Genomic DNA, 20,280 nt, shown 5'->3' on the forward strand with positions numbered 1-20,280 from the left:
ACCCTAACTCGCTTATTAACAGTCTAAATCTATTCTACTTTCCCTTGCATTGCTTTTCTTTGTTATAGAAAATTAAATCTTATAAATTATAATAGCTTTAAGTTAATCCATTATATGTATTAACGATAAAAACGTCAAGTTTTAGTAACGATTTGTTTCTACTTCTTCATCATTTTCATACTCTTCATCCATACGTGTTTGGAATAAACCATCCCAATCGTCATTTTCAACTAATTCAAGTTGAGCTTCTACTAACATCTTCAAGCGTGTACGGAATACTTTTGCTTGTTTCTTTAATTCTTCTACTTCAATTGCTATACTTCTTGATTTTTGAAGTGCTTCATTAATAATACGATCTGCATTTTTTTCTGCTTCTTTAATAATGAGTTTTGATTCTTTATTCGCGTTTCCTTTTACTTCTTCTGCAGTCTCTTGTGCAATTAGAATTGATTTATTTAATGTCTCTTCAATATTAGAGAAATGACCAAGTCTATCTTTCATGTCTTCTACTTGATTCTTCAATTCCTTTTTATCCCTTATTACCAACTCATAATCTTTAATAATCTGGTCTAAAAATTCGTTTACGTCATCCTCATCGTAACCTCTAAATCCTCGAGAAAATTCTTTATTATGAATATCCAATGGTGTCAATGGCACATCGGCCACCTCCTTGTGAAGTTTTATAGCTTCTTTATATAATTCGACAAAATTAGTACAATTCCTGCTAAAATTTTAATTATTTTAGGATATCGTAATTTATTTGCGTTTTATTTTTTTTAGAAGTACCGAGTATTTCCTTCAATCTGCTTCTTCCTTTACCTCGCAAAGAAAATACATCCCCTTCTTCTACTACAAAAGCAATATCTTCGACAATTCTGAAGTTCACTTTTACAAGCTTCTTTTGAATTGCTTGTACTGCAGTTTGCCTTGATATACCGTATATTTCTTTCATCATAATATCCAGCCGTAAAGAACTTACAAACGTCATATGCGACTGCCATGTTTCACGTGATAGAATAACTTCTTCTAAAGGTTTCTCTACCCATTCAATCGTCGCTTTCTTAACAGATGTTAAGTTAAACGAGATAAAAGGAGCAATATCAGATGAAACCAACAGTTGAATAGTGCCGTCATCTACGACAATATCCCCTAATTTTTTTCGTTGAACACCTAATGATAGAAATGCCCCTAGTACGTCACGATGCTCAATTGTGATATACTTCGTTGGATAAACAGCATGCAATAAAGTAATCGGGAAATCCGTCTGCTCAATTGACTGGTAATAAGGGGCTAAAATAGCTTGTTTTCTTTCTGTTTCTTCTGTACCACCAAAAAAGGAAAGCGTAAATTGATCGTCATTTCCAATTAAACTTTGAAAGATCTTTTGCTCGCGTGGATCTAAAAAGTCACTACATTTTTGTTGGTATTGCTTTTCCACTTGTTCTTTCCAAGAAAGGACTTGATCGATAAATGGCTGCTCTTCTTTTCTAAAATGTTGATATATTTCCATTGTATCTTCTCTTCACTCCATTAAAACAATTAAATAAACCAACCAAACAATACGTTAATTCCACTTGGTATTAAATACCTAAGTACAAATATAGCTACTATTGGTGAAATATCGATCATTCCCAATGGTGGGATGATTTTACGAAATGGTTCCAAATATGGTTCACTTAATCTAGATATGATATTTCCAAACGATGATTCTCTTGCTCCTGGAAACCAAGACATTAAAATATAGATAATTAACACATAACTATACAGTTCAATTGCACCTGTAATTATTTCATAAAGCATATACATGACCACTTACCACCTCTGCTCAAATTCTTCCTCTTCTTCAATCATTTGTGTAATACTTCCTGAAACATCAACATTATCCGGTGTACATAAAAAGGTGTGCGGTCCAAGTTTTTGTATTTCACCTGAAACAGCATAAACAGTACCACTTAAGAAATCAACAATTCGTTTTGCTTGTTGAAAATCAACTTGTTGTAAATTGATTACAACAGACCGACGATTAACAATATGATCAGCTATCTCTTGTGTTTCATCATAAGAACGTGGCTCAGATAGAACCACCTTTGCAGATGCTTGAACAGATTTTAAGCTCACAACATTTTGCCCAGTACGTTTTTCGCTTCTAGTAGAAGGTTCCTCTGAATTCACTTCTTCCTCATCAACATATTCATAGTCATCTTCGACTGAAAATAATGTTTTAAATTTATTTTTCATGCTCATTTTGCTCACCTCGTTTCAGTTGTTGTCCCTACCAAATTAGAACCAATTCGAATATGTGTAGCCCCTTCTTCAATAGCAATTTGATAGTCATTACTCATGCCCATGGATAGGTATTTACATGGTGCGTGGGCCAACTGTTTTTGTTTAATAGCATCTCGTAACTCTCTTAAAGATCGAAAAGTACTGCGAAGTTCTTGTTCATCTTTTATATGAGGAGCCATTGTCATTAGCCCAATTACTTTAACAGCAGGATACTCTTCTAAAGCGGTAATAAAATCCATCACTTCTTTACTATCTAAACCTTGCTTGGATTCTTCTCCACTAACATTAACCTGTACAAAACAGGACAAAACATCATCCGAACGTTTATTAATTTCTTTTGCTAAAGACAAACGATCAAGTGAATGCAAGTAATTTATTGAGCCAATAACACTCTTTACTTTACGTGATTGAAGTGTCCCAATAAAATGCCAATTTATTTGCTCTTGAGAGAGAAATGCTTGTTTCTCAGACAGACCTTCTAGTCGATTCTCTGCTAGATCAACAACACCAGCTTGGAACGCTTCTTCTGTACGTTCTATTGTAACATATTTCGTCACGCCAATGATTGTAATTTCTTCAGGATTACGATTTGCCCGTGTGCACGCTTCTATTATATTCGTTTCAATTGTCTTTAAGTTTTGTTCTACATTCATATTTCTCTATCCTTTCTTACTACGAATCAGCATTTGGTATCAACTTATCTAGCTGTCTTTAAACCTATGTAGCCTAGCATTCTTCCTGTTTTCCCCTCTTCTTTTCGATGGGAATAAAAAGCGTCATCTTGATAAGTACAATAATTCGTTATAAAAATGTTATTTGGTTTTACCCCACTATCAATCAATATTAATTGATGCAATTTATGTAGGTCAAACAAATAATGTGTCGCATCAAATTTCTGCGTAACTTCTTCTCTCCATTTATTAGGAATAAGTTGATAAACCTTTTCATCTACTTGATAATTTGATACAGAAATAGATGGTCCTATTGTCACTTGCAACGTAGCGATATTAGCCCCGTGGTCCGTTAATTTATCTACCATATGCTTAGCCATTTGATTTACAGTACCGCGCCATCCAGCATGTGCAATACCAATCCAGTCTGTAGTAGGATCAAAGTAGTATAATGGAACACAGTCTGCATACATTGCCGTTAATAACACATTCTGTTGATTCGTAATGAGACCATCTATATCCTTCAGTGCATCCTTATTCGTTAAAGCACCTGATCCAATGTTTGGATCATCCTGCTTTACAACATGAATATTTGTTTGATGCGTTTGTTCTCCTATAATCCAATTATGTAAAGGAAATGCTAACAGTTCAGCAACTTTCTTTCGATTATCGAGCACACGCTTCGGATCGTCTGGAACATGAAATCCCATATTTAAAGAATCAAATGGTGCAGTACTTTCCCCTCCAAAGCGCGTTGTGATTCCTGCAATTAGCTTTGGATTGTTACCTTGTCCATATGAGAGCTCCATAATGGATTCATTTTTTTGTTTAAAAGGTTCCAATTTGATCTCTCCTTGCATTTTTCACTATTTTATCATATAACCTGACTAAATTCTCCTCTCAATCGCAGAAGAATTAGATTTTTATCTGAACTTTATTTATTTCTACCTTATTTACTTCAAATCAGTTTCTTTTATTAATATCACATCTGAACCAACAGTGACAATATGGTCCCATGGAATAATTACTTCTTCTTGTTTTCCAAATAGGCCCATCATTTTATTTTTCATCGCAATTACAACATGCGTTATAATACCTTTGTCAACATCTATCTCCAAGTCAATTATGTTCCCAATCTTTTCTCCTGTTTCAACGAATATAATTTCTTTCACCTGCATATTTGTCAATGTTACCATAATATAATCACCTTCCTTTTTACTACTATATGCACATAAACCTAATATTTTCGTATTATTCATCAAAACAAAAAACCCGACTATACAATAACGTATAGTCGGGTTCATATAAAGTCAAACTTCAATCAGTTGGGGTTTTCCTTTCAAACTGATTAATAGTTGAACCAAGAGTCTTACTGATGATTGCAATGGGATGCATGCATAACGTGTTTATTCAAACATTTCTTTATTCATTTCTTGAATTGCTGCTTTTTCTAAACGGGAAACTTGTGCTTGTGAGATTCCAATTTCATCTGCAACTTCCATTTGTGTTTTCCCTTGAAAAAATCGTTTTGTCAAAATCATCTTTTCTCTTTCATTTAAACGATGCATACCTTCTTTTAAAGATATTTGATCAAGCCAATTTGATTCCTTATCTTTATCGTCACTTATTTGATCCATTACAAATATTGGATCGCCCCCATCATTATAAATAGGTTCAAATAATGACACTGGGTCTTGGATCGCATCCATAGCGAAAACGATATCCCCATGAGATACACCCATTTCTTCTGCAATTTCCATGGCTGTCGGATCTCTTAATGTCTTACTCATTAACTTTTCTCTCACTTGTAGCGCTTTATAAGCTGTATCGCGGAGAGAACGTGAAACTCGAATTGGATTATTATCACGTAAATAACGGCGTATTTCTCCAATAATCATAGGTACAGCATAAGTTGAAAATTTTACATTCTGCCCTAAGTCAAAATTGTCAATGGATTTCATCAAACCAATACAACCAACTTGAAATAAATCATCACCATATTCTCCACGATTCTGGAATCGCTGAATAATGCTTAACACCAATCGTAAATTTCCATTTACAAGTGTTTCTCTGGCAAAAAGGTCGTTGTCTTCTTGTAGTTGCTTAAACAGTTTTCTCATTTCGTCATTCTTAAGTACTGGTAACTTAGAAGTATCTACACCACATATTTCTACTTTATGTCTTGCCATTTTCCACCCTCCCATTTGGAGATGTTACTCATGGAACAGTATCACCACGAGGAGGATCTTTTATGCAGGAAAATTATCCCGTACAGGCTCTCAATTTTCCGGAAAACAAGTCATTACTTGCTATACCATCTTATTAAATTCTTTTTGTAAACGTCGGATAATTTTTTTCTCTAAACGTGAAATATAGGATTGTGAGATACCTAACATATCTGCAACATCCTTCTGTGTTTTTTCTTCATCACCAATTAATCCAAACCTTAATTCCATAATTTGTTTCTCTCTTTCATTTAACTGTTCCAAAGCATTTCTTAATAAGGATTTGTCAACATCTGCTTCTACGTCTTTAATTGTAATATTCTCATCTGTTCCTAAAATATCAGAAAGCAGTAATTCATTTCCATCCCAATCAATGTTTAACGGTTCATCAAATGAAACTTCGGATTTAAGTTTGTTATTTTTCCGTAAATACATTAAAACTTCATTTTCAATACAACGGGAGGCGTAGGTAGCTAATTTAATCTTCTTCTCAATATTAAATGTATTAACCGCTTTGATTAAGCCAATTGTGCCAATACTAATCAGATCCTCAATGTTTATTCCCGTATTCTCAAATTTCCTTGCGATATAGACAACAAGACGCAGATTTCGTTCAATTAAAACAGCTCTTGCTGACTTGTCTCCACTAGGCAATTTTTGCAATAAAACTTGTTCTTCTTCTTTTGATAGAGGCGGTGGTAAGGGTTCGCTCCCTCCTATGTAATAAATCTCCTTTGGTTTAAAACCTAATTTCAAACGAATTTTATACCAGCCTAATTTAAATCGAATTAACCATCTTTTCATATATATATCTCCCCTTCATGTTCATGCTGAGTTCGTAGCAATTTCATTAAACAATCCTGGTTGTAACAAGCAATGATAACTTTCATCTGCTGTAAGTTTGCCAAATTGAATGCCAATAAGTACCTTAGATACTTTTATTAATTGATTACCATATTCTATCGTTATAAATTTCGGTTTTACGACTACAAGAAACCGTTGATCACCTGAAACGCCTTGATACGGTACAAATTGAACCTGTGTCATTAGATGATCCGGAATACAGTCAAAATCACACGTTTCTTGCGCCTCTTTTAATTGCGCTACTTCTTCTTCCTGAAATAATTGATTAATAATTTTGTAATCACATATAATAACAGGTTTTTGACTTATTGGATCGACTAGATGATTGCCACTATCAACATATCCGATTGTAGATACTTCCTTTTCCTTTAAAACAATCGTGACCTGCATATACTGATCTTGACGGAATTTAAGTAGTGCGTGCTTGTCCATTGTTTTTTTTGTAAAGATCCAAACAATTGGAAATCCTATCACAACAAACAACCAACTAATCGGATCACCATAACCACTACTCCAAGTTAAAAACCCGTGTTCTGAATAATACATAGGGCTCTTAATAAAAAAATGTAATCCTGTTAATCCACCTCCCAATGCAATAGAAATAAAATAAAATGTAACTAGTAATTTGGTGAATCGTCGCATGTTATGAAATCCAAAGCCTGCGAATACGATTAGAACAGAATACACTAATTTTCCAATGGGATGCAGTATAATTGAATTTGGATAGAAGATGGTTATAGGAACTAATAATGCCGCGATTACAGCAGCAATAAGAAGTGAGAATTTACCTGTTGCCATTTTAGACATCTGTTGGGTTAATAATAGAATCATCCAATCAATTAAAAAATTCAATAAAAATACTGCATCAACATAGATGGTCACATTTTACTTCCTCTCTACTAATTGCTTACTAATTTGTTGCAAGTATACCGAAGCTATCTCTAAAAGTCTGTCATATGTTGTAAGGGAATTACCGCTAATTTTTAGAGTTTCGATAGTAAATTGTCGCATTAAAAATAGAGAAGAATATCCTAGGATATTCTTCTCTATTTAAATCACATGCAATTAACTATATAATTCTATTTTTTGTAAAAACCAAATAATTTGATGTGCTATTTCCTAACCAACTCTTCGAATAAAATAGCATTTATAAAGAATACAACGAAACTTTTTAACCACTTCGGAATTTTCGACACTTTCGAGGTTTAAAAGTTATATAACATTATTTAAAAATGTTCAAAAAAAAAGGACAAATGCGCAATAGCCACTTGTCCTTTTGATAACTTATTTTTAATTTATCGTCTTCGGTTTCTGTTACGTAAAAATGTAGGTACATCTAGTGTATCTTCTTCTTGACGTGTATTTTGCTGTGGAGACGCTTCACGATTACTTTCTTCACGTCGTGGTTTATCATCCGATTGTGCTGGCGCTTTAGGTGATTGTTGTGCAGCGCTTGGACGTTGTTGCTTGGTTTTGGGCGTATTCAACTGCGATTCATCAAATCCAGTTGCAATAACTGTTACCACTATTTCATCTTTTAATTCCTCATTGATAACAGAACCAAATATAACATTTACCTCTTGATCTGCAGCAGATGTAACAATATCTGCCGCTTCTTGCACTTCATACAAGCTTAAATTATTACCACCCGTAATATTCATTAAAACACCATGAGCACCGTCAATTGAAGTTTCCAATAAAGGTGAAGAGATTGCCTTCTTCGCTGCTTCTACTGCTCTATTTTCTCCAGTGGCAATACCAATACCCATTAACGCAGAACCTTTATCAGACATTATTGTTTTTACATCGGCAAAATCGACGTTAATTAATCCAGGTACAGCGATTAAGTCAGAAATACCTTGTACACCTTGTCGTAAAACATTATCTGCTTCACGGAACGCTTCTAACATAGGTGTGTTCTTATCAACAATTTCTAATAAACGATCATTTGGAATGACAATTAAAGTATCTACACTAGCTTTTAGACCATCTGTTCCACTTGCTGCCTGTGTAGAACGTTTTCTTCCTTCAAACGTAAATGGTCGTGTTACAACTCCTACAGTTAACGCGCCTAATTCTTTTGCAACTTGTGCTATAACAGGTGCAGCACCAGTACCAGTTCCGCCACCCATACCAGCTGTTACAAAGATCATATCTGCTCCTGCAAGAACTTCTTCTAATTGCTCTTTACTTTCTTCAGCAGCTTTTCGACCAACTTCTGGATTAGCACCTGCACCTAATCCTCTCGTCAATTTTGTACCAATTTGTATTTTAACTTCTGCTTTTGATAAATTTAAAGCTTGCGCATCAGTGTTAACAGCAATGAATTCAACACCCTGTACACCGTGTTCAATCATACGGTTCACAGCATTGCTTCCACCACCACCAACACCGATTACTTTAATCGTTGCTAGCTGATCCATTTCTGTATCAAACTCTAACATGTTCGTTCCTCCTAATTTGCAAGTTTACAAGATTCAATGAAGTTAGCTTCCTACTATAAGAATTCTTTCAGAAACTATTCTAATCAAAAAAGTATTTGAATAAGTTAGCAATACTTGATTCCTTTTTCTTATTTGAACTTGATTTCTCATTTGTATTTGGTGTTCGTTTTTGTTTCTTAGGCTTTTCCATAGACTGGTCAGCTAAAGTTACTGCAGCTGATAGTTCTTTACCCTGAATCTTCGCATTACGATATGCGAATTTCAAGATACCAACACCAGACGTGAACTGTGGCTCTCGCACTCCAATATAATCAGGAATGGCCATTCGTACATTGGCATGAAATAAATCTTGTGCAAGTTCAATTGCTCCAGGCATTTTAATACAACCACCAGTAAGAACGAAGCCACCTGGAACTTCTGAATAACCCATTTTTTTAATTTCACGTGCTGCAAAAGTGTAAATTTCTTCTAATCTAGCTTCAATCATATCAGATATTTCTAATTGATTAAATGTCTGTTTTTGGTCACTTCCTATAATTGCTGCTTCAAATGTTTCCTCTTCACGAGCATCTTCATAAAAAGCGTGGCCATGATTAATTTTAATTTCTTCTGCATCTTCTGATGTAGTGCGTAACCCGATGGAGATGTCTTTTGTAATATTGTCTCCACCTAATGCGACTACACTTGTGGAAACTAGGTGATCATCTTCAAAAACTGAAACAGTTGTACTACCTCCACCTACATCAATTAACGCGACGCCTAAATTTATTTCATCTTTTGATAAAGCTATCGAACCCGTAGCAAGTGGTTGTAAACAGATATCTATAACATCTAAGTTAGCGCGTTCTACACATTTCAAAATATTATGTAACATCGTTCTAGAACAAGTAATAATTGTACCTTCCATTTCAAGGCGTACACCAATCATTCCTCTTGGATCCGTAATCTCATCTAATCCGTCTACAATAAATTGTTTAGGGATAACATCAATAATTTCACGTTCAGGAGGTATCGATATAACTTGTGCCGCATCGATAACTCTTGTTACATCTTCATTACCTATTTCACGATTATCACTTGCAACAGCAACAACACCATGACACGGTTGTAACTGAACATGATTACCATTCACACCAACAATCACACGATCAATTTTTAAATCTACCATTCTCTCCGCTTGTTCTACGGCAGCACGAATAGATTGCACCGTTTGATCAATATCTACGATTGCTCCTTTTTTCATTCCATTCGATTTTGCTGTCCCTACCCCAATAATGTTTAACGAATCACTTAATACTTCACCGATAATTACTTTTATTTTTGATGTACCTATATCCAGGCTGACTAAAATTTCATTGTTGTTCAAAAGTAAGGCACCTCCCAATCTAAGGCATCTGAATAGTACAAATATTAACGAATAATCATTAAAATTACAATCGATATCTTAAAATAATTTCACAAAATACTATCTCTCATTCAGTATACCATTTTTATAGTCATTCTTTTAACAATATCTTTATATCTCTACTTTAGTACATTATGCAACATATTACGACTATTTTCTGTTTAAAATAACTTTTTTTATATATTTTCTTGTTTTTTTCTATTTTTAAATAGATGTCGTCGAATAATCGCTATGTTTTGAAACAGTCTTACACCAAATGCAAATATTGCAGCTAAATAAAGGTCAATACCCAATTGCACACCTAAAAATGCTAGTACAACCGCTAAACCAATATTAAAGAAAAATCCTGAAATGAAAATCATTTGATCAAATTTCTTGTCTAAATAAGCACGTATACCACCCAAGAGCGTATCAAGCGCTGCTAAAACCGCAATCGATAGATACAACGTATATTGTTCTGGAATCGTAATATCTGATAAAAAACCTAATGCGATACCGACGACTAAGAACAATGCTGGTAACCACATTATTCTTCACCTGCTTCGTTAGTTTCATCTAATTCTACTATTTCTAAATCGATGTTTCCATCATAGGAAGGTAAAGTTACCGTATCTTCAACGTTGATATCAAATTCCATATTCTCGATGGAAAAGTCATCTTTTGATTGGCTAACTTCCATATAATCTAGTAATCGTTCCGGTTCATTTGATAAAACTTTAATGACAAATGGAATATCTGGTAAGGCACGATTATTAACATAAGTCTCACCATTTACATTTCGAATTGGTGTAACGCCAATATATCTCTCATTTCCAATTGCGATGTCTGTAGCACCATAATTGTTCAACTCATTAATAAGTCGATTTAGCAATTCCGGTGTAACACTTGGATAAACTTGTTCTTCATTTGACTCTTCAAAAACTGGATTAATTGTTATGGTAATGCCTCTGCCTGTTTTATCGGTTAATCCAGCTTCCATTTTCAGTACTTCAACCGATTCCATTAAGGTGTTAATCTGGTCTTGTTCTGCATTATCTTTATACTCTTGTAATGTTGTTTCTAATTCATCTAATTGTTGATAGAGTTCTTGTTGTGTCTCTTGTTCAGCTTGTAATTGGGTACGGATTTCCCACATATCTCTTGTGTCCCGTTCCTTTGGTTCTTGTATGGATTGGAATTGGATTGCAATCATAAATCCAATACAGGAAAATATTAGAGCCAAAATGATTTTACTTTTAGTTGACAAACCGATCACCTTTCTTAATTAACTCTTGCATCCATAGCAATCTGGTCGGTAGTTCCAACCTCAACTTCTACATTATCATTTACTAACATATCAATTACACCGTTTTTCAGTTCTAAACTTACTTCTAAAGTCTCCTGTTCACCTATCGCTTCAATAGAGAATGGTGCCGGATACTGTTTTCCATCAACAGATATTACTGGACCAATACACGTAACGTAACTATCTTTATAAATGCGTTGACCATTTATTGCAATTGCTTTTGCCCCCGCACTATATAATTCATTTATTACTAATTGAACATGACGGTCGTGAACAATATATTGATTTGCATTCTCAGCAGTTGGTATATAATTCGCATCAGACAAAGTTACGCGAATACCAGGACCAGTAATAGGTAATTCTCCCGTTAAAATTTGGAGTTTACGCTTCGTTTCAACATATTCACCTATCGCTGTTTCTTGTTCACCTAACGATTCCTCCAGTGTACTTATTTCTTGTCGGTAATCATCTACCTTTTCTTGTAATTCAAGACTTTGTTCTTCAAATTGAAGTAATTGCTGTCTGTAATAAAAATCTTTTTCCCACTCTTGCTGGGATAATTGAATCACTTCTGCTTGCTCTTTCGTATTTTGATAACTAAAGGCGACAAGAAAACCAAAAATGAATAATACAAACGAGAGTACTACATGTTTACCCCTCAGTTTCATTTTCCGCCTCCTCTTCTTCATCAGTTTCATTATAAGGATCGAATACAGCTCCGCCTTCACCAATACGAATGATTCCAGCTTTTTCTTCTAGCTGACTAACGATAGAAGGATAAGTTTGTAAGTAGGTAGCAAAATTCCTAATAGAAGATTCTACTTGATAACCATCATCCATGAATAATAAAACTTTATATGGATTTGCCTCTGTTGGCTTCCAATAGATCTCCGATATTAAATCAGCGACTGTAACTGGTAATTGCTGTAACTCTTCTGCAATTTCTTTAATATAAGTTTCCTTTGTAAAATCGATTAGTAGTGGTGCATCACCTTGCCATTTTGATGCGTCAATAGATTCAATAACTTCCCCGTTCTCTAATAATGGCCTGTAACTATCTTCCATTTTTATGTAAGCAACCTTCTTTAATTCCTCTACAGTTATTACAATCGAATTTGGTAATTCTCTTTGGACTTGTACATCTTTTAATTCTGGATGTTCTTTAATTATTGCAGCAGTGTCATCCAAGCTAACACTCCATAAATTATTGTCGGTTGATAATTCACTTAATTCAACTATTACATCCTCTGCAACATATTCATTTCCATTCACTACAATATGCTGTATATAACTAAGAGGAGATTGTAAATATACAACTATCGAAATCAAGATAAAAAATAATGATAAATAGAATACTAAACGCCTATTTGTTTTCTTTTTTCTTGCTTCCTTTAGCTTTGGAATACGATCTTCTATGGATATAACCTTTTTTTCTTCCATCTCCTCATTCTTCCTTTATTGAAACAAAATAACAAGCTTATACAAACAAAATAGTAGAACTATATTTGAATAGTTCGTCACTCTAAAAGTATATCATATTTTATCAGTTAAAGTTGTAAGATTTTCTGATCCAAAAGATGGATTTTTCTACAAAATTCATCTTTTTACGCAAGTTTGAAGGATTTTATGACAACATATTGTTTCTATCAAAATTTACTCAATCAAAAAAGCTCATCTTTTTGTGTAAGATAAGCTTTTTAATTAGAATATATAAAGTATAAATAATTATACAACTCAACTTTCTCACAAAAAAATAAGTGCACATCATTGTATGTTTTAAGTTTCGCATATAGTTGCTATATTATTGACAATCTTTTAACAGAGCTGCTTTCTAAAAGACTGTAATATTACAAACATTCATACACTCTGACATAACGTTCCTTGAGTAGGAATTATCATCAACTGCGAGGTAACATTGTTACCGGCTACCAAAATAATTTACTGATTGCTACCATGCTACGGTAGCAATTGGTCTTCCTTTCCGTGGGCACAACCATTTGCAATCTTCGCTAATATACTTCATTTGTTTGTAGGCAATTACAAGTAATAAACAATATTTTGTTAATTGGGCTGGTAACTAAATTAGCGACTGAGGTGGTCGAGATTCCCAGAAAATAAATAGTTATTTTATTAATAATTGGAATCTCTGTAATCACTCTTTTTATATTAGTTGCCAATAAAATAGATTCGCCATTTCTGCATTTTTTTATTGCTACAAACCAGCGGAGGAAGCAAATGGTCGACTCTCCAGCAGGAACAGCACGGGCTGAAGATCCACTCGGAAACGTACTTAGTTTCCGAGTTAGCTGAAGCCGTGCCTGCGGAAAGGGAGACCATTTGCTTACGTAGCGTGTCTAAAGTAATCTATTTTTTAATTTATACAAATGTTACGTCATAGCATCTCTTAAGTTCGTCAGTCAAAGCACCATGCTGCTTATGAAAGGAGTACGAAGTCAACTTTACCTTTGCAAGTCTTATTAATTATATCAAGACTTATTTGCCAATTTCACTTTGCGAAATTGAGTATATACTATTTATTCATTACTATATTTACTGACATTTATAATAATGCCCATGGCAGCCAATGTTAATGTAAGAGAAGAACCACCATAACTTAAGAAAGGCAATGTAATTCCTGTTACTGGAATTAAACCAATTACGACACTCATGTTGATAATTACTTGCAACGCAATCATAACTGTTATACCTAACCCAAGTAACATACCGAATTTATCAGGTGCAGCTAAACCTATTTTAGTACCTCTCCAAAACAACATAAAGAATAGACTTATAAGTATTAAAGCACCGATAAAACCAAGTTCCTCAGCTAATATAGCGAAAATAAAATCATTGTGTGGTTCAGGTAGATAAAAAAACTTTTGTAGGCTATTTCCAAAGCCCATTCCTAAGAGACCACCTGGTCCAATTGCATAGAGCGATTGAATAATTTGAAACCCATTTCCTAGTGGGTCTTCCCAAGGATTTAGAAAAGCTGTAATCCGATTGATTCGATATGGCGCCGAAATAATTAAACCTGCAAAACCGATCACTCCTAAAACTCCTAGGCCTACGAAGTGGCTAATTCTAGCTCCCGCCACAAATAAGAGCACAAAACAGGTTAGGATAACAATCATACCCGTACCCAAATCTGGTTGGAGCATAATAAGTCCAAAACTTGTAAATATTAATAACAACAATGGCAAGAAGCCCTCTTTGAAGGATGTAATATATCGCTGTTTTTCGGCTAGATAAGTTGCTAAGAAAATAACGAGACCTAACTTCATGAATTCAGCAGGTTGAATACTAAAGGCACCTATACCAATCCAACTCCTTGCTCCACCACGAACTAAGCCAACTCCAGGAATTAATACTGCTATCAATAAAACAAAACAAATAACTAAAATAACTTTTGAATAGGTCCGCCATACTTGGTATGGTACACGTGCTACACTAAACATAGCCACTAAGCCGACTGTCGCAAATAGAAGTTGACGCTTAGCAAAATAAAGGGAATCGTTAAATTTATAATCAGCCCAAATTGCTGATGCACTATATACCATAACAACTCCTATTAATAAAAGTGCTAATATGGTGATAATCAAAAGGTAATCAGGACGCAGCTGTGTCTTTTGTCTACTTTCCACCTAACATGACCCCATTTCCATTTACATGTAAAATAAGAATACAAAAGCCTCACCTTCCGATTAATATGGAAGGTGAGGCTCTTAGTACAAGCCCTTATTTTAATGTATGCACAGCTTCTATAAACATGTCTCCTCTTTCTTCAAAAGTTCGATATTGATCCCAACTTGCACAAGCTGGCGACAACAGAATGATATCCTTTTCGTCTGAAAGTTCGAATGCTAAATCCACTGCTTGGGCCATATTGTCAGCAAACACGATATCTTCTATACCTGCTTGCTGCCCTGTTTCATTTAACTTAATAGCTGTCTCACCAAATAAGATCATTGCTTTTACATTTGTTAAGTACGGAATTAACGCGTCAAAATCATTTCCACGATCCAAACCACCAGCTAATAAAATAACCGGTTGTTCAAAAGAGTCTAATGCTTTTGAAGTCGCTAAAATATTAGTAGCTTTTGAATCATTATAAAATAGTCTGCCATTGATTTGTTCTACATATTGCGTTCTATGTTTGACACCTGGAAAAGTTGTTAAAACTTCGTTAATTCCTTCTTTGGTCGCACCAGATAGCATGCTTGCAGCTACTGCAGCTAAGACATTTTCTAAATTGTGATCACCAACTAAGCGAATATTTTCTTTTGCAATAATGCGTTTATCCCTAAAATAAACATAGGTCTCATCACACCATGCACCATTTGTAAGTCCTTTTTCATGAATACTAAATGGCACCTTAGTTGCAACAACATGATCAATTAATGTAGCAATCTCACCATCTTCTGCATTGTAAACAAAGTAATCTTTCTCTGTTTGATTCGCAAAGATACGTGCCTTAGCATCTTTATAATTATGAAAAGTTTTATGATAATCCAAATGCGCCTGAAACAAATTCAACATTACTGCTATATGTGGCTGAAATTCTTGGGTTCCCATTAATTGAAAGGATGATAGTTCAACAACCATTGTTTCCTCTTCTTTTAGATTTTCAGCTATTTCAACTGCAACCTTACCTATATTGCCTGCTAATTTGCTTCTTTTATTACTTTTTTCTAACATCTCATGAATTAATGTAGTTGTTGTTGTTTTACCATTTGAACCTGTTATCCCTATATATGGCGCTGTAATAAGATAATGAATAAGCTCAATTTCTGTAATAATAGGTATCCCTTTTACTTCAGCTTCTATTAAAAGTTCATTTTCATAAGGAATACCAGGGTTTTTCACTACAACGTCTATTTCATCTAACAATTTTAATGGGTGTGAACCAGTGGTCACCTCAATACCTAACTTATTTAATTCAGCTATGACTGGATCACTTGTTTCCTTTACTTTTAAGTCATTCGCTCGGACCGTACAACCATTTTTCACTAAAACTTTACAAGCCGCCGTGCCACTCTTAGCTAAACCAAGTACTAAGACATTTTGATATGGGAAGTTCTTTAGTTTATTCATGTTAACCACACCTCAATATAAATTCCTAACGCAGCACATAAAAGTCCAACAAGCCAAAAGGTTGTGACAACGCGCCATTCTGACCAACCTTTTAATTCATAGTGATGGTGCAACGGACTCATTTTAAATACTCGTTTTCCTGTTGTTTTAAAAGAAATGACTTGAATAATAACAGATAGTGTTTCAAGCACAAACACACCACCGATAATAACAAGCATTAATTCCATTTTCGTTAAGATAGCTATAGCAGCTATCGCTCCACCTAATGCCAACGAACCAGTATCACCCATAAATACTTTAGCTGGATGTGCATTAAATACTAAGAAACCTAATAAAGCTCCAACTATCGCTAAAGAGAAAATCGTCACTTCAAATTGAGGTATACCATACCACGCTAAAATGCCAAAAGCACCAAATGCAATCGTTGCTGTTCCTGCGACAAGTCCATCAAGACCATCCGTTAAGTTAACTGCATTAGATGCTCCAACAATCATTAGTATAACAAAGACCGCATATCCCCATCCTAAATCAAACTGTACACTCGTACCTGGAATTGAAATATATGTAGGAAAGTCCTGTATGAATAATACGACATAAAAAATAGCCGCAATTAGCACTTGTCCGAACATTTTTTGTTTTGATGTCAGACCAAGATTTCTTTTTAATACTACTTTGATAAAATCATCTAAAAAACCAAGGATACCATACCCTACTAACACCAGGATAAGTAGCATTGTTTCTGAATTTATTGAACTAGCATTAAATTTGCTGGTAATGATCAGTGTTGTAATTGCAACACTTAAAACAATCACAACCCCACCCATTGTAGGTGTTCCCGTCTTTTTCATATGCGACTTTGGTCCTTCTTCACGTATACTCTGACCAAACTTTAACCGACGTAAAAGTGGTATGAAAATTGGTGATAATAGGACGGTAATTAAAAACGCAATACTCATCGTAATTATTAATATATATTCATTCATGATCTATTTCCTCCTCTTTTAGTCAAACCGCCCATTGTTTTTGAAATTTTATAATAGTCGATCAATAATTGTTTCTAATTGCATGCCTCTTGAAGCTTTCACTAAAATTAATGTTTGTTCGTCTAAATACGCCTCTAAAAAAGTAATTGCCTCTTCTTTATTCGCAAAGTGTTTTGTATGAATCAACGGATTTTGTTTATTAACTGCCTTACTTATTTCAATAGCATCCTCTCCAATTGTACATACATACTCGATTGGCAGAGATAGTACATCTGCAATTGAACGATGGAATTCTTTTGAAGCATTACCTAGTTCAAACATATCGCCTAAGACGACAATTTTTCTTTCGTATCCTGTAATTTCTTTCACTACGTTAATAGCAGCCTTCATAGATGTTGGAGAGGCATTATATGCATCATTAATTAACGTTACCCCACCCCTACCATTCATTACTTCAAAACGCATGCCTGTTCGATCAACTTCTAAAAGTGCTTGTTGGATTTCCTTGCACTCCATACCGAGTTTTACTGCTATTTGAATTGCGAATGCAGCATTCTGGGCATGGTGCTTTCCCAATAACGGGATTTCATATGTATCCTTGGCCATTAATCGAAAAGATGAATGTAACGGATGCATGTTAAATTGATCTATTACGATATCATTTGAAAGATCAAACCCTATTTTAGTTGTATCAACTTGTTCACTGTACGGCAATAATAATGGTTCATCTCCATCAATTAATAGTGTACCATCAACTTTTAACCCACTTAATATTTCAGCCTTCGCTTTTGCTATACCAGCTCTTGAGCCTAGATACTCAATATGTGATTCTCCAATATTTGTAATTACTGCAATATCAGGTTCTGAAATGTTAGATAGACGTTCCATTTCTCCAAAATGATTCATTCCCATTTCTAATACAAGCATTTCGGTATCATTTGGCATTGAAAGGATTGTTAAAGGTAAACCGATATGATTATTAAAATTACCATTGGTATAATGTGTACGATAGCGGCTTGACAAAACAGTTGCGATTAAATCTTTCGTCGTCGTTTTACCGTTCGACCCAGTTACGCCTATAACTGTTGGATTTATCTTTAGCCGATATGCCTGTGCTAATTGTTGTAGCGCAATTAGTGTATCTTTAACAAAGAACACAGGAAAATCCGTTGGCAAAAACTTCGGCAACGGTTTGTCTTTTTCCCATATAGTAGCAACTGCGCCTTGTTCAATTGCTTGATTCATATAGGCATGCCCATCAAATTTGTCTCCTACTAAAGGCACAAACAATGCATGTGACATTGGTTTTCTACTATCTGTTGTAACTTGATTGATTATAAATTGATCATGAATGGCCCCCTTTGTATCAGGAAACAATCCCTTTAGAAAAGGTAAGGTAAATAACATAGTGATAACTCCTCATTAAACAGTAATACAACCTCTTACATTTGTTATAAAAGCACTTATTCTTGTTTTAAACGTTTTTCTATTGCATGTTTAGCAACTTTTCTATCATCAAAGTCTAACGTTTGTGGACCAATAATTTGATATGTTTCATGGCCTTTTCCAGCAATTAATATCATATCATTTCTTTTGGCCAAAGCAATACTTTTTTCTATAGCTTCTTTGCGATCGATAATAACGTCGTAATTATTCATATCGATTCCTCTAATCATATCTTCAATGATTACGGAAGGGTCTTCAGAACGTGGATTGTCAGAAGTGAAAATCGCATGGGTAGCATAATTAACAGCTATATTCGCCATTAAAGGACGTTTTGTTTTATCACGATCACCGCCGCAACCAACCACAACATAGATATCACCTTCTGCAAACCCTCGCATAGTCTGCAATACATTTTCAAGTGAATCCGGCGTATGTGCATAATCAACAACTACACCATATGTTTGACCAATTTGAACAGGTTCAAATCTGCCACTTACACCTGCTGTTTCTTCTAATGCCTCTTTAATTATCTTTAAAGGAATGTTGGATAATAAAGCGGTAGCTACAGCCGCCAGCATATTATATATACTGAATTTACCCATTAACTTACTAGAAATAGCTATGTTCCCTTTATAAGTAACCAGTTCAAAGGACGTACCGTTTGCATTTAATTCTAGGTTCGTTGCACGGACATCCGCTTCATTGTCTATACCATACGTAACTACAGGCTGTGTTGTCGCATTGATAAACTTTTCACTATACTCATCATCTTGATTAATTACGGCATATTTAGGTTTTTTTGGATCATATCGGTTTCCCAATTGTTGAAATAGGCGACTCTTAGCTTGAAAATAACTCTCCATACTATCATGATAATCCAAATGGTCTTGTGATAAATTCGTATAGACTGCAATATTAAAATCACACCCATTAACTCTTCCCATTTCTAAAGCGTGTGAGGACACTTCCATAATAGCTGTTTCTACTCCACTATCTATCATCTCTTTAAAACCTTTTTGTAAAAAGGAAGCTTCAGGTGTTGTGTTTGCAACAGGAACTTTTCTTTCTCCTATTTTCATCTGAATCGTTCCAATTACTCCTGTTTTTTGTTGGTTTTTTTGAAAAATTGCATCTAAGAGATACGTAACACTTGTCTTTCCATTCGTACCAGTAATACCAATAAGTTGTAGCGCTTGTGTCGGATTATCATAATAGCTATTAGCTAAAAGTCCGACAGCTTTAATCGTATCACGAACATATATAACTGGAATGTTGATTCCATCTAACGGTTTTTCAGCTACTATTGCATGAGCACCATTCGCTTCAGCCTGTTTAGCAAAATTGTGTCCATCAACTGTATAGCCATCAATACAAATAAATAAGTTACCTTTTTGTACTTCTCTAGAATCGATTGTTACACCGTTTATATTTATATTATCTAATGTCTGATTCAATTGGTATACAGGAATAATGTCTAGAACTTCTTGTAGTTTTTTCATCGCTTTCACCCTTACTATCTTTACTGATTATTTATAAGTTATTTATAGTTTTCTTCACAACTTCTTTAGTATAACAAA

Annotated in this window: 21 protein-coding genes and 1 other annotated feature (1 of these 22 running past the window's edge); all 21 genes read right to left on the reverse strand. The window is 34.6% G+C overall.

The genetic code is table 11. The annotated features are described in order from the left end of the window. Nucleotides 1-59 (reverse strand) — a binding site (T-box leader); it reaches 169 nt to the left of the window's first position. Between the two features lie 82 nt (nucleotides 60-141). Continuing rightward, nucleotides 142-657: a DivIVA domain-containing protein gene (locus D2K62_RS02900; RefSeq protein ID WP_112180772.1), complete on the reverse strand. Its 516-nt coding sequence runs from the start codon at nucleotides 655-657 to the stop codon at nucleotides 142-144. Nucleotides 658-736: 79 nt separating this feature from the next. Beyond that, on the reverse strand, nucleotides 737-1,510 hold the full coding sequence (locus D2K62_RS02905) for a YlmH family RNA-binding protein (protein ID WP_117160880.1): 774 nt from the start codon (nucleotides 1,508-1,510) through the stop codon (nucleotides 737-739). 29 nt (nucleotides 1,511-1,539) lie between these two features. Beyond that, nucleotides 1,540-1,806 (reverse strand): YggT family protein, encoded by a 267-nt coding sequence (locus tag D2K62_RS02910; protein ID WP_112180770.1) that lies wholly within the window; start codon nucleotides 1,804-1,806, stop codon nucleotides 1,540-1,542. Nucleotides 1,807-1,812: 6 nt separating this feature from the next. Beyond that, nucleotides 1,813-2,244, reverse strand: coding sequence for a cell division protein SepF (locus tag D2K62_RS02915; RefSeq protein WP_112180769.1), 432 nt, complete (start codon nucleotides 2,242-2,244; stop codon nucleotides 1,813-1,815). Nucleotides 2,245-2,249: 5 nt separating this feature from the next. After that, nucleotides 2,250-2,939, reverse strand: coding sequence for a YggS family pyridoxal phosphate-dependent enzyme (locus D2K62_RS02920; protein ID WP_112180768.1), 690 nt, complete (start codon nucleotides 2,937-2,939; stop codon nucleotides 2,250-2,252). Nucleotides 2,940-2,983: 44 nt separating this feature from the next. Next, nucleotides 2,984-3,799, reverse strand: coding sequence for a peptidoglycan editing factor PgeF (pgeF, locus tag D2K62_RS02925; protein WP_157967836.1), 816 nt, complete (start codon nucleotides 3,797-3,799; stop codon nucleotides 2,984-2,986). Between the two features lie 111 nt (nucleotides 3,800-3,910). Further along, nucleotides 3,911-4,216: a YlmC/YmxH family sporulation protein gene (locus D2K62_RS02930; protein ID WP_232824020.1), complete on the reverse strand. Its 306-nt coding sequence runs from the start codon at nucleotides 4,214-4,216 to the stop codon at nucleotides 3,911-3,913. A gap of 147 nt (nucleotides 4,217-4,363) precedes the next feature. Continuing rightward, nucleotides 4,364-5,146: an RNA polymerase sporulation sigma factor SigG gene (sigG, locus tag D2K62_RS02935; RefSeq protein ID WP_112180766.1), complete on the reverse strand. Its 783-nt coding sequence runs from the start codon at nucleotides 5,144-5,146 to the stop codon at nucleotides 4,364-4,366. Nucleotides 5,147-5,266: 120 nt separating this feature from the next. After that, nucleotides 5,267-5,986: an RNA polymerase sporulation sigma factor SigE gene (sigE, locus tag D2K62_RS02940; protein WP_112180765.1), complete on the reverse strand. Its 720-nt coding sequence runs from the start codon at nucleotides 5,984-5,986 to the stop codon at nucleotides 5,267-5,269. Between the two features lie 21 nt (nucleotides 5,987-6,007). Next, nucleotides 6,008-6,928, reverse strand: coding sequence for a sigma-E processing peptidase SpoIIGA (spoIIGA, locus tag D2K62_RS02945; protein ID WP_117160882.1), 921 nt, complete (start codon nucleotides 6,926-6,928; stop codon nucleotides 6,008-6,010). 413 nt (nucleotides 6,929-7,341) lie between these two features. Next, complete coding sequence (gene ftsZ / locus D2K62_RS02950; protein ID WP_112180763.1) at nucleotides 7,342-8,490, reverse strand: cell division protein FtsZ; 1,149 nt, start codon at nucleotides 8,488-8,490, stop codon at nucleotides 7,342-7,344. Between the two features lie 79 nt (nucleotides 8,491-8,569). Next, nucleotides 8,570-9,856, reverse strand: a complete 1,287-nt coding sequence (gene ftsA / locus D2K62_RS02955) for a cell division protein FtsA (RefSeq protein WP_112180762.1) — start codon at nucleotides 9,854-9,856, stop codon at nucleotides 8,570-8,572. Nucleotides 9,857-10,071: 215 nt separating this feature from the next. Continuing rightward, nucleotides 10,072-10,422, reverse strand: a complete 351-nt coding sequence (locus D2K62_RS02960; RefSeq protein ID WP_117160883.1) for a small basic family protein — start codon at nucleotides 10,420-10,422, stop codon at nucleotides 10,072-10,074. After that, the gene (locus D2K62_RS02965; RefSeq protein WP_157967837.1) at nucleotides 10,422-11,141 is read right to left on the reverse strand and encodes a DUF881 domain-containing protein; all 720 of its coding nucleotides are present in this window, start codon (nucleotides 11,139-11,141) and stop codon (nucleotides 10,422-10,424) included. Before D2K62_RS02965 ends, D2K62_RS02960 begins: the two co-directional genes overlap by 1 nt. Before the next feature lie 14 nt (nucleotides 11,142-11,155). Continuing rightward, entirely contained in the window at nucleotides 11,156-11,848 is a 693-nt protein-coding gene (locus tag D2K62_RS02970; RefSeq protein WP_232824018.1) for a DUF881 domain-containing protein, read from the reverse strand. Further along, entirely contained in the window at nucleotides 11,832-12,620 is a 789-nt protein-coding gene (locus D2K62_RS02975) for a cell division protein FtsQ/DivIB (protein ID WP_112180759.1), read from the reverse strand. The genes D2K62_RS02970 and D2K62_RS02975 overlap by 17 nt, the downstream gene beginning before the upstream one ends. A gap of 1,094 nt (nucleotides 12,621-13,714) precedes the next feature. Continuing rightward, entirely contained in the window at nucleotides 13,715-14,824 is a 1,110-nt protein-coding gene (spoVE, locus tag D2K62_RS02980; RefSeq protein WP_112180758.1) for a stage V sporulation protein E, read from the reverse strand. A 94-nt stretch (nucleotides 14,825-14,918) separates the two neighbouring features. Further along, a complete protein-coding gene (murD, locus tag D2K62_RS02985; RefSeq protein ID WP_117160885.1) occupies nucleotides 14,919-16,274 on the reverse strand; it encodes a UDP-N-acetylmuramoyl-L-alanine--D-glutamate ligase in 1,356 nt (451 codons plus the stop codon). Continuing rightward, entirely contained in the window at nucleotides 16,271-17,257 is a 987-nt protein-coding gene (gene mraY, locus D2K62_RS02990) for a phospho-N-acetylmuramoyl-pentapeptide-transferase (RefSeq protein WP_117160886.1), read from the reverse strand. The genes murD and mraY overlap by 4 nt, the downstream gene beginning before the upstream one ends. 48 nt (nucleotides 17,258-17,305) lie before the next feature. Continuing rightward, nucleotides 17,306-18,664: a UDP-N-acetylmuramoyl-tripeptide--D-alanyl-D-alanine ligase gene (locus tag D2K62_RS02995; protein ID WP_117160887.1), complete on the reverse strand. Its 1,359-nt coding sequence runs from the start codon at nucleotides 18,662-18,664 to the stop codon at nucleotides 17,306-17,308. 56 nt (nucleotides 18,665-18,720) lie between these two features. Continuing rightward, complete coding sequence (locus D2K62_RS03000) at nucleotides 18,721-20,202, reverse strand: UDP-N-acetylmuramoyl-L-alanyl-D-glutamate--2,6-diaminopimelate ligase (protein ID WP_112180754.1); 1,482 nt, start codon at nucleotides 20,200-20,202, stop codon at nucleotides 18,721-18,723. Between the last annotated feature and the right edge of the window lie 78 nt (nucleotides 20,203-20,280).

This window comes from Paraliobacillus sp. X-1268, assembly GCF_003426095.1.
Taxonomy (GTDB): domain Bacteria; phylum Bacillota; class Bacilli; order Bacillales; family Amphibacillaceae; genus Paraliobacillus_A; species Paraliobacillus_A zengyii.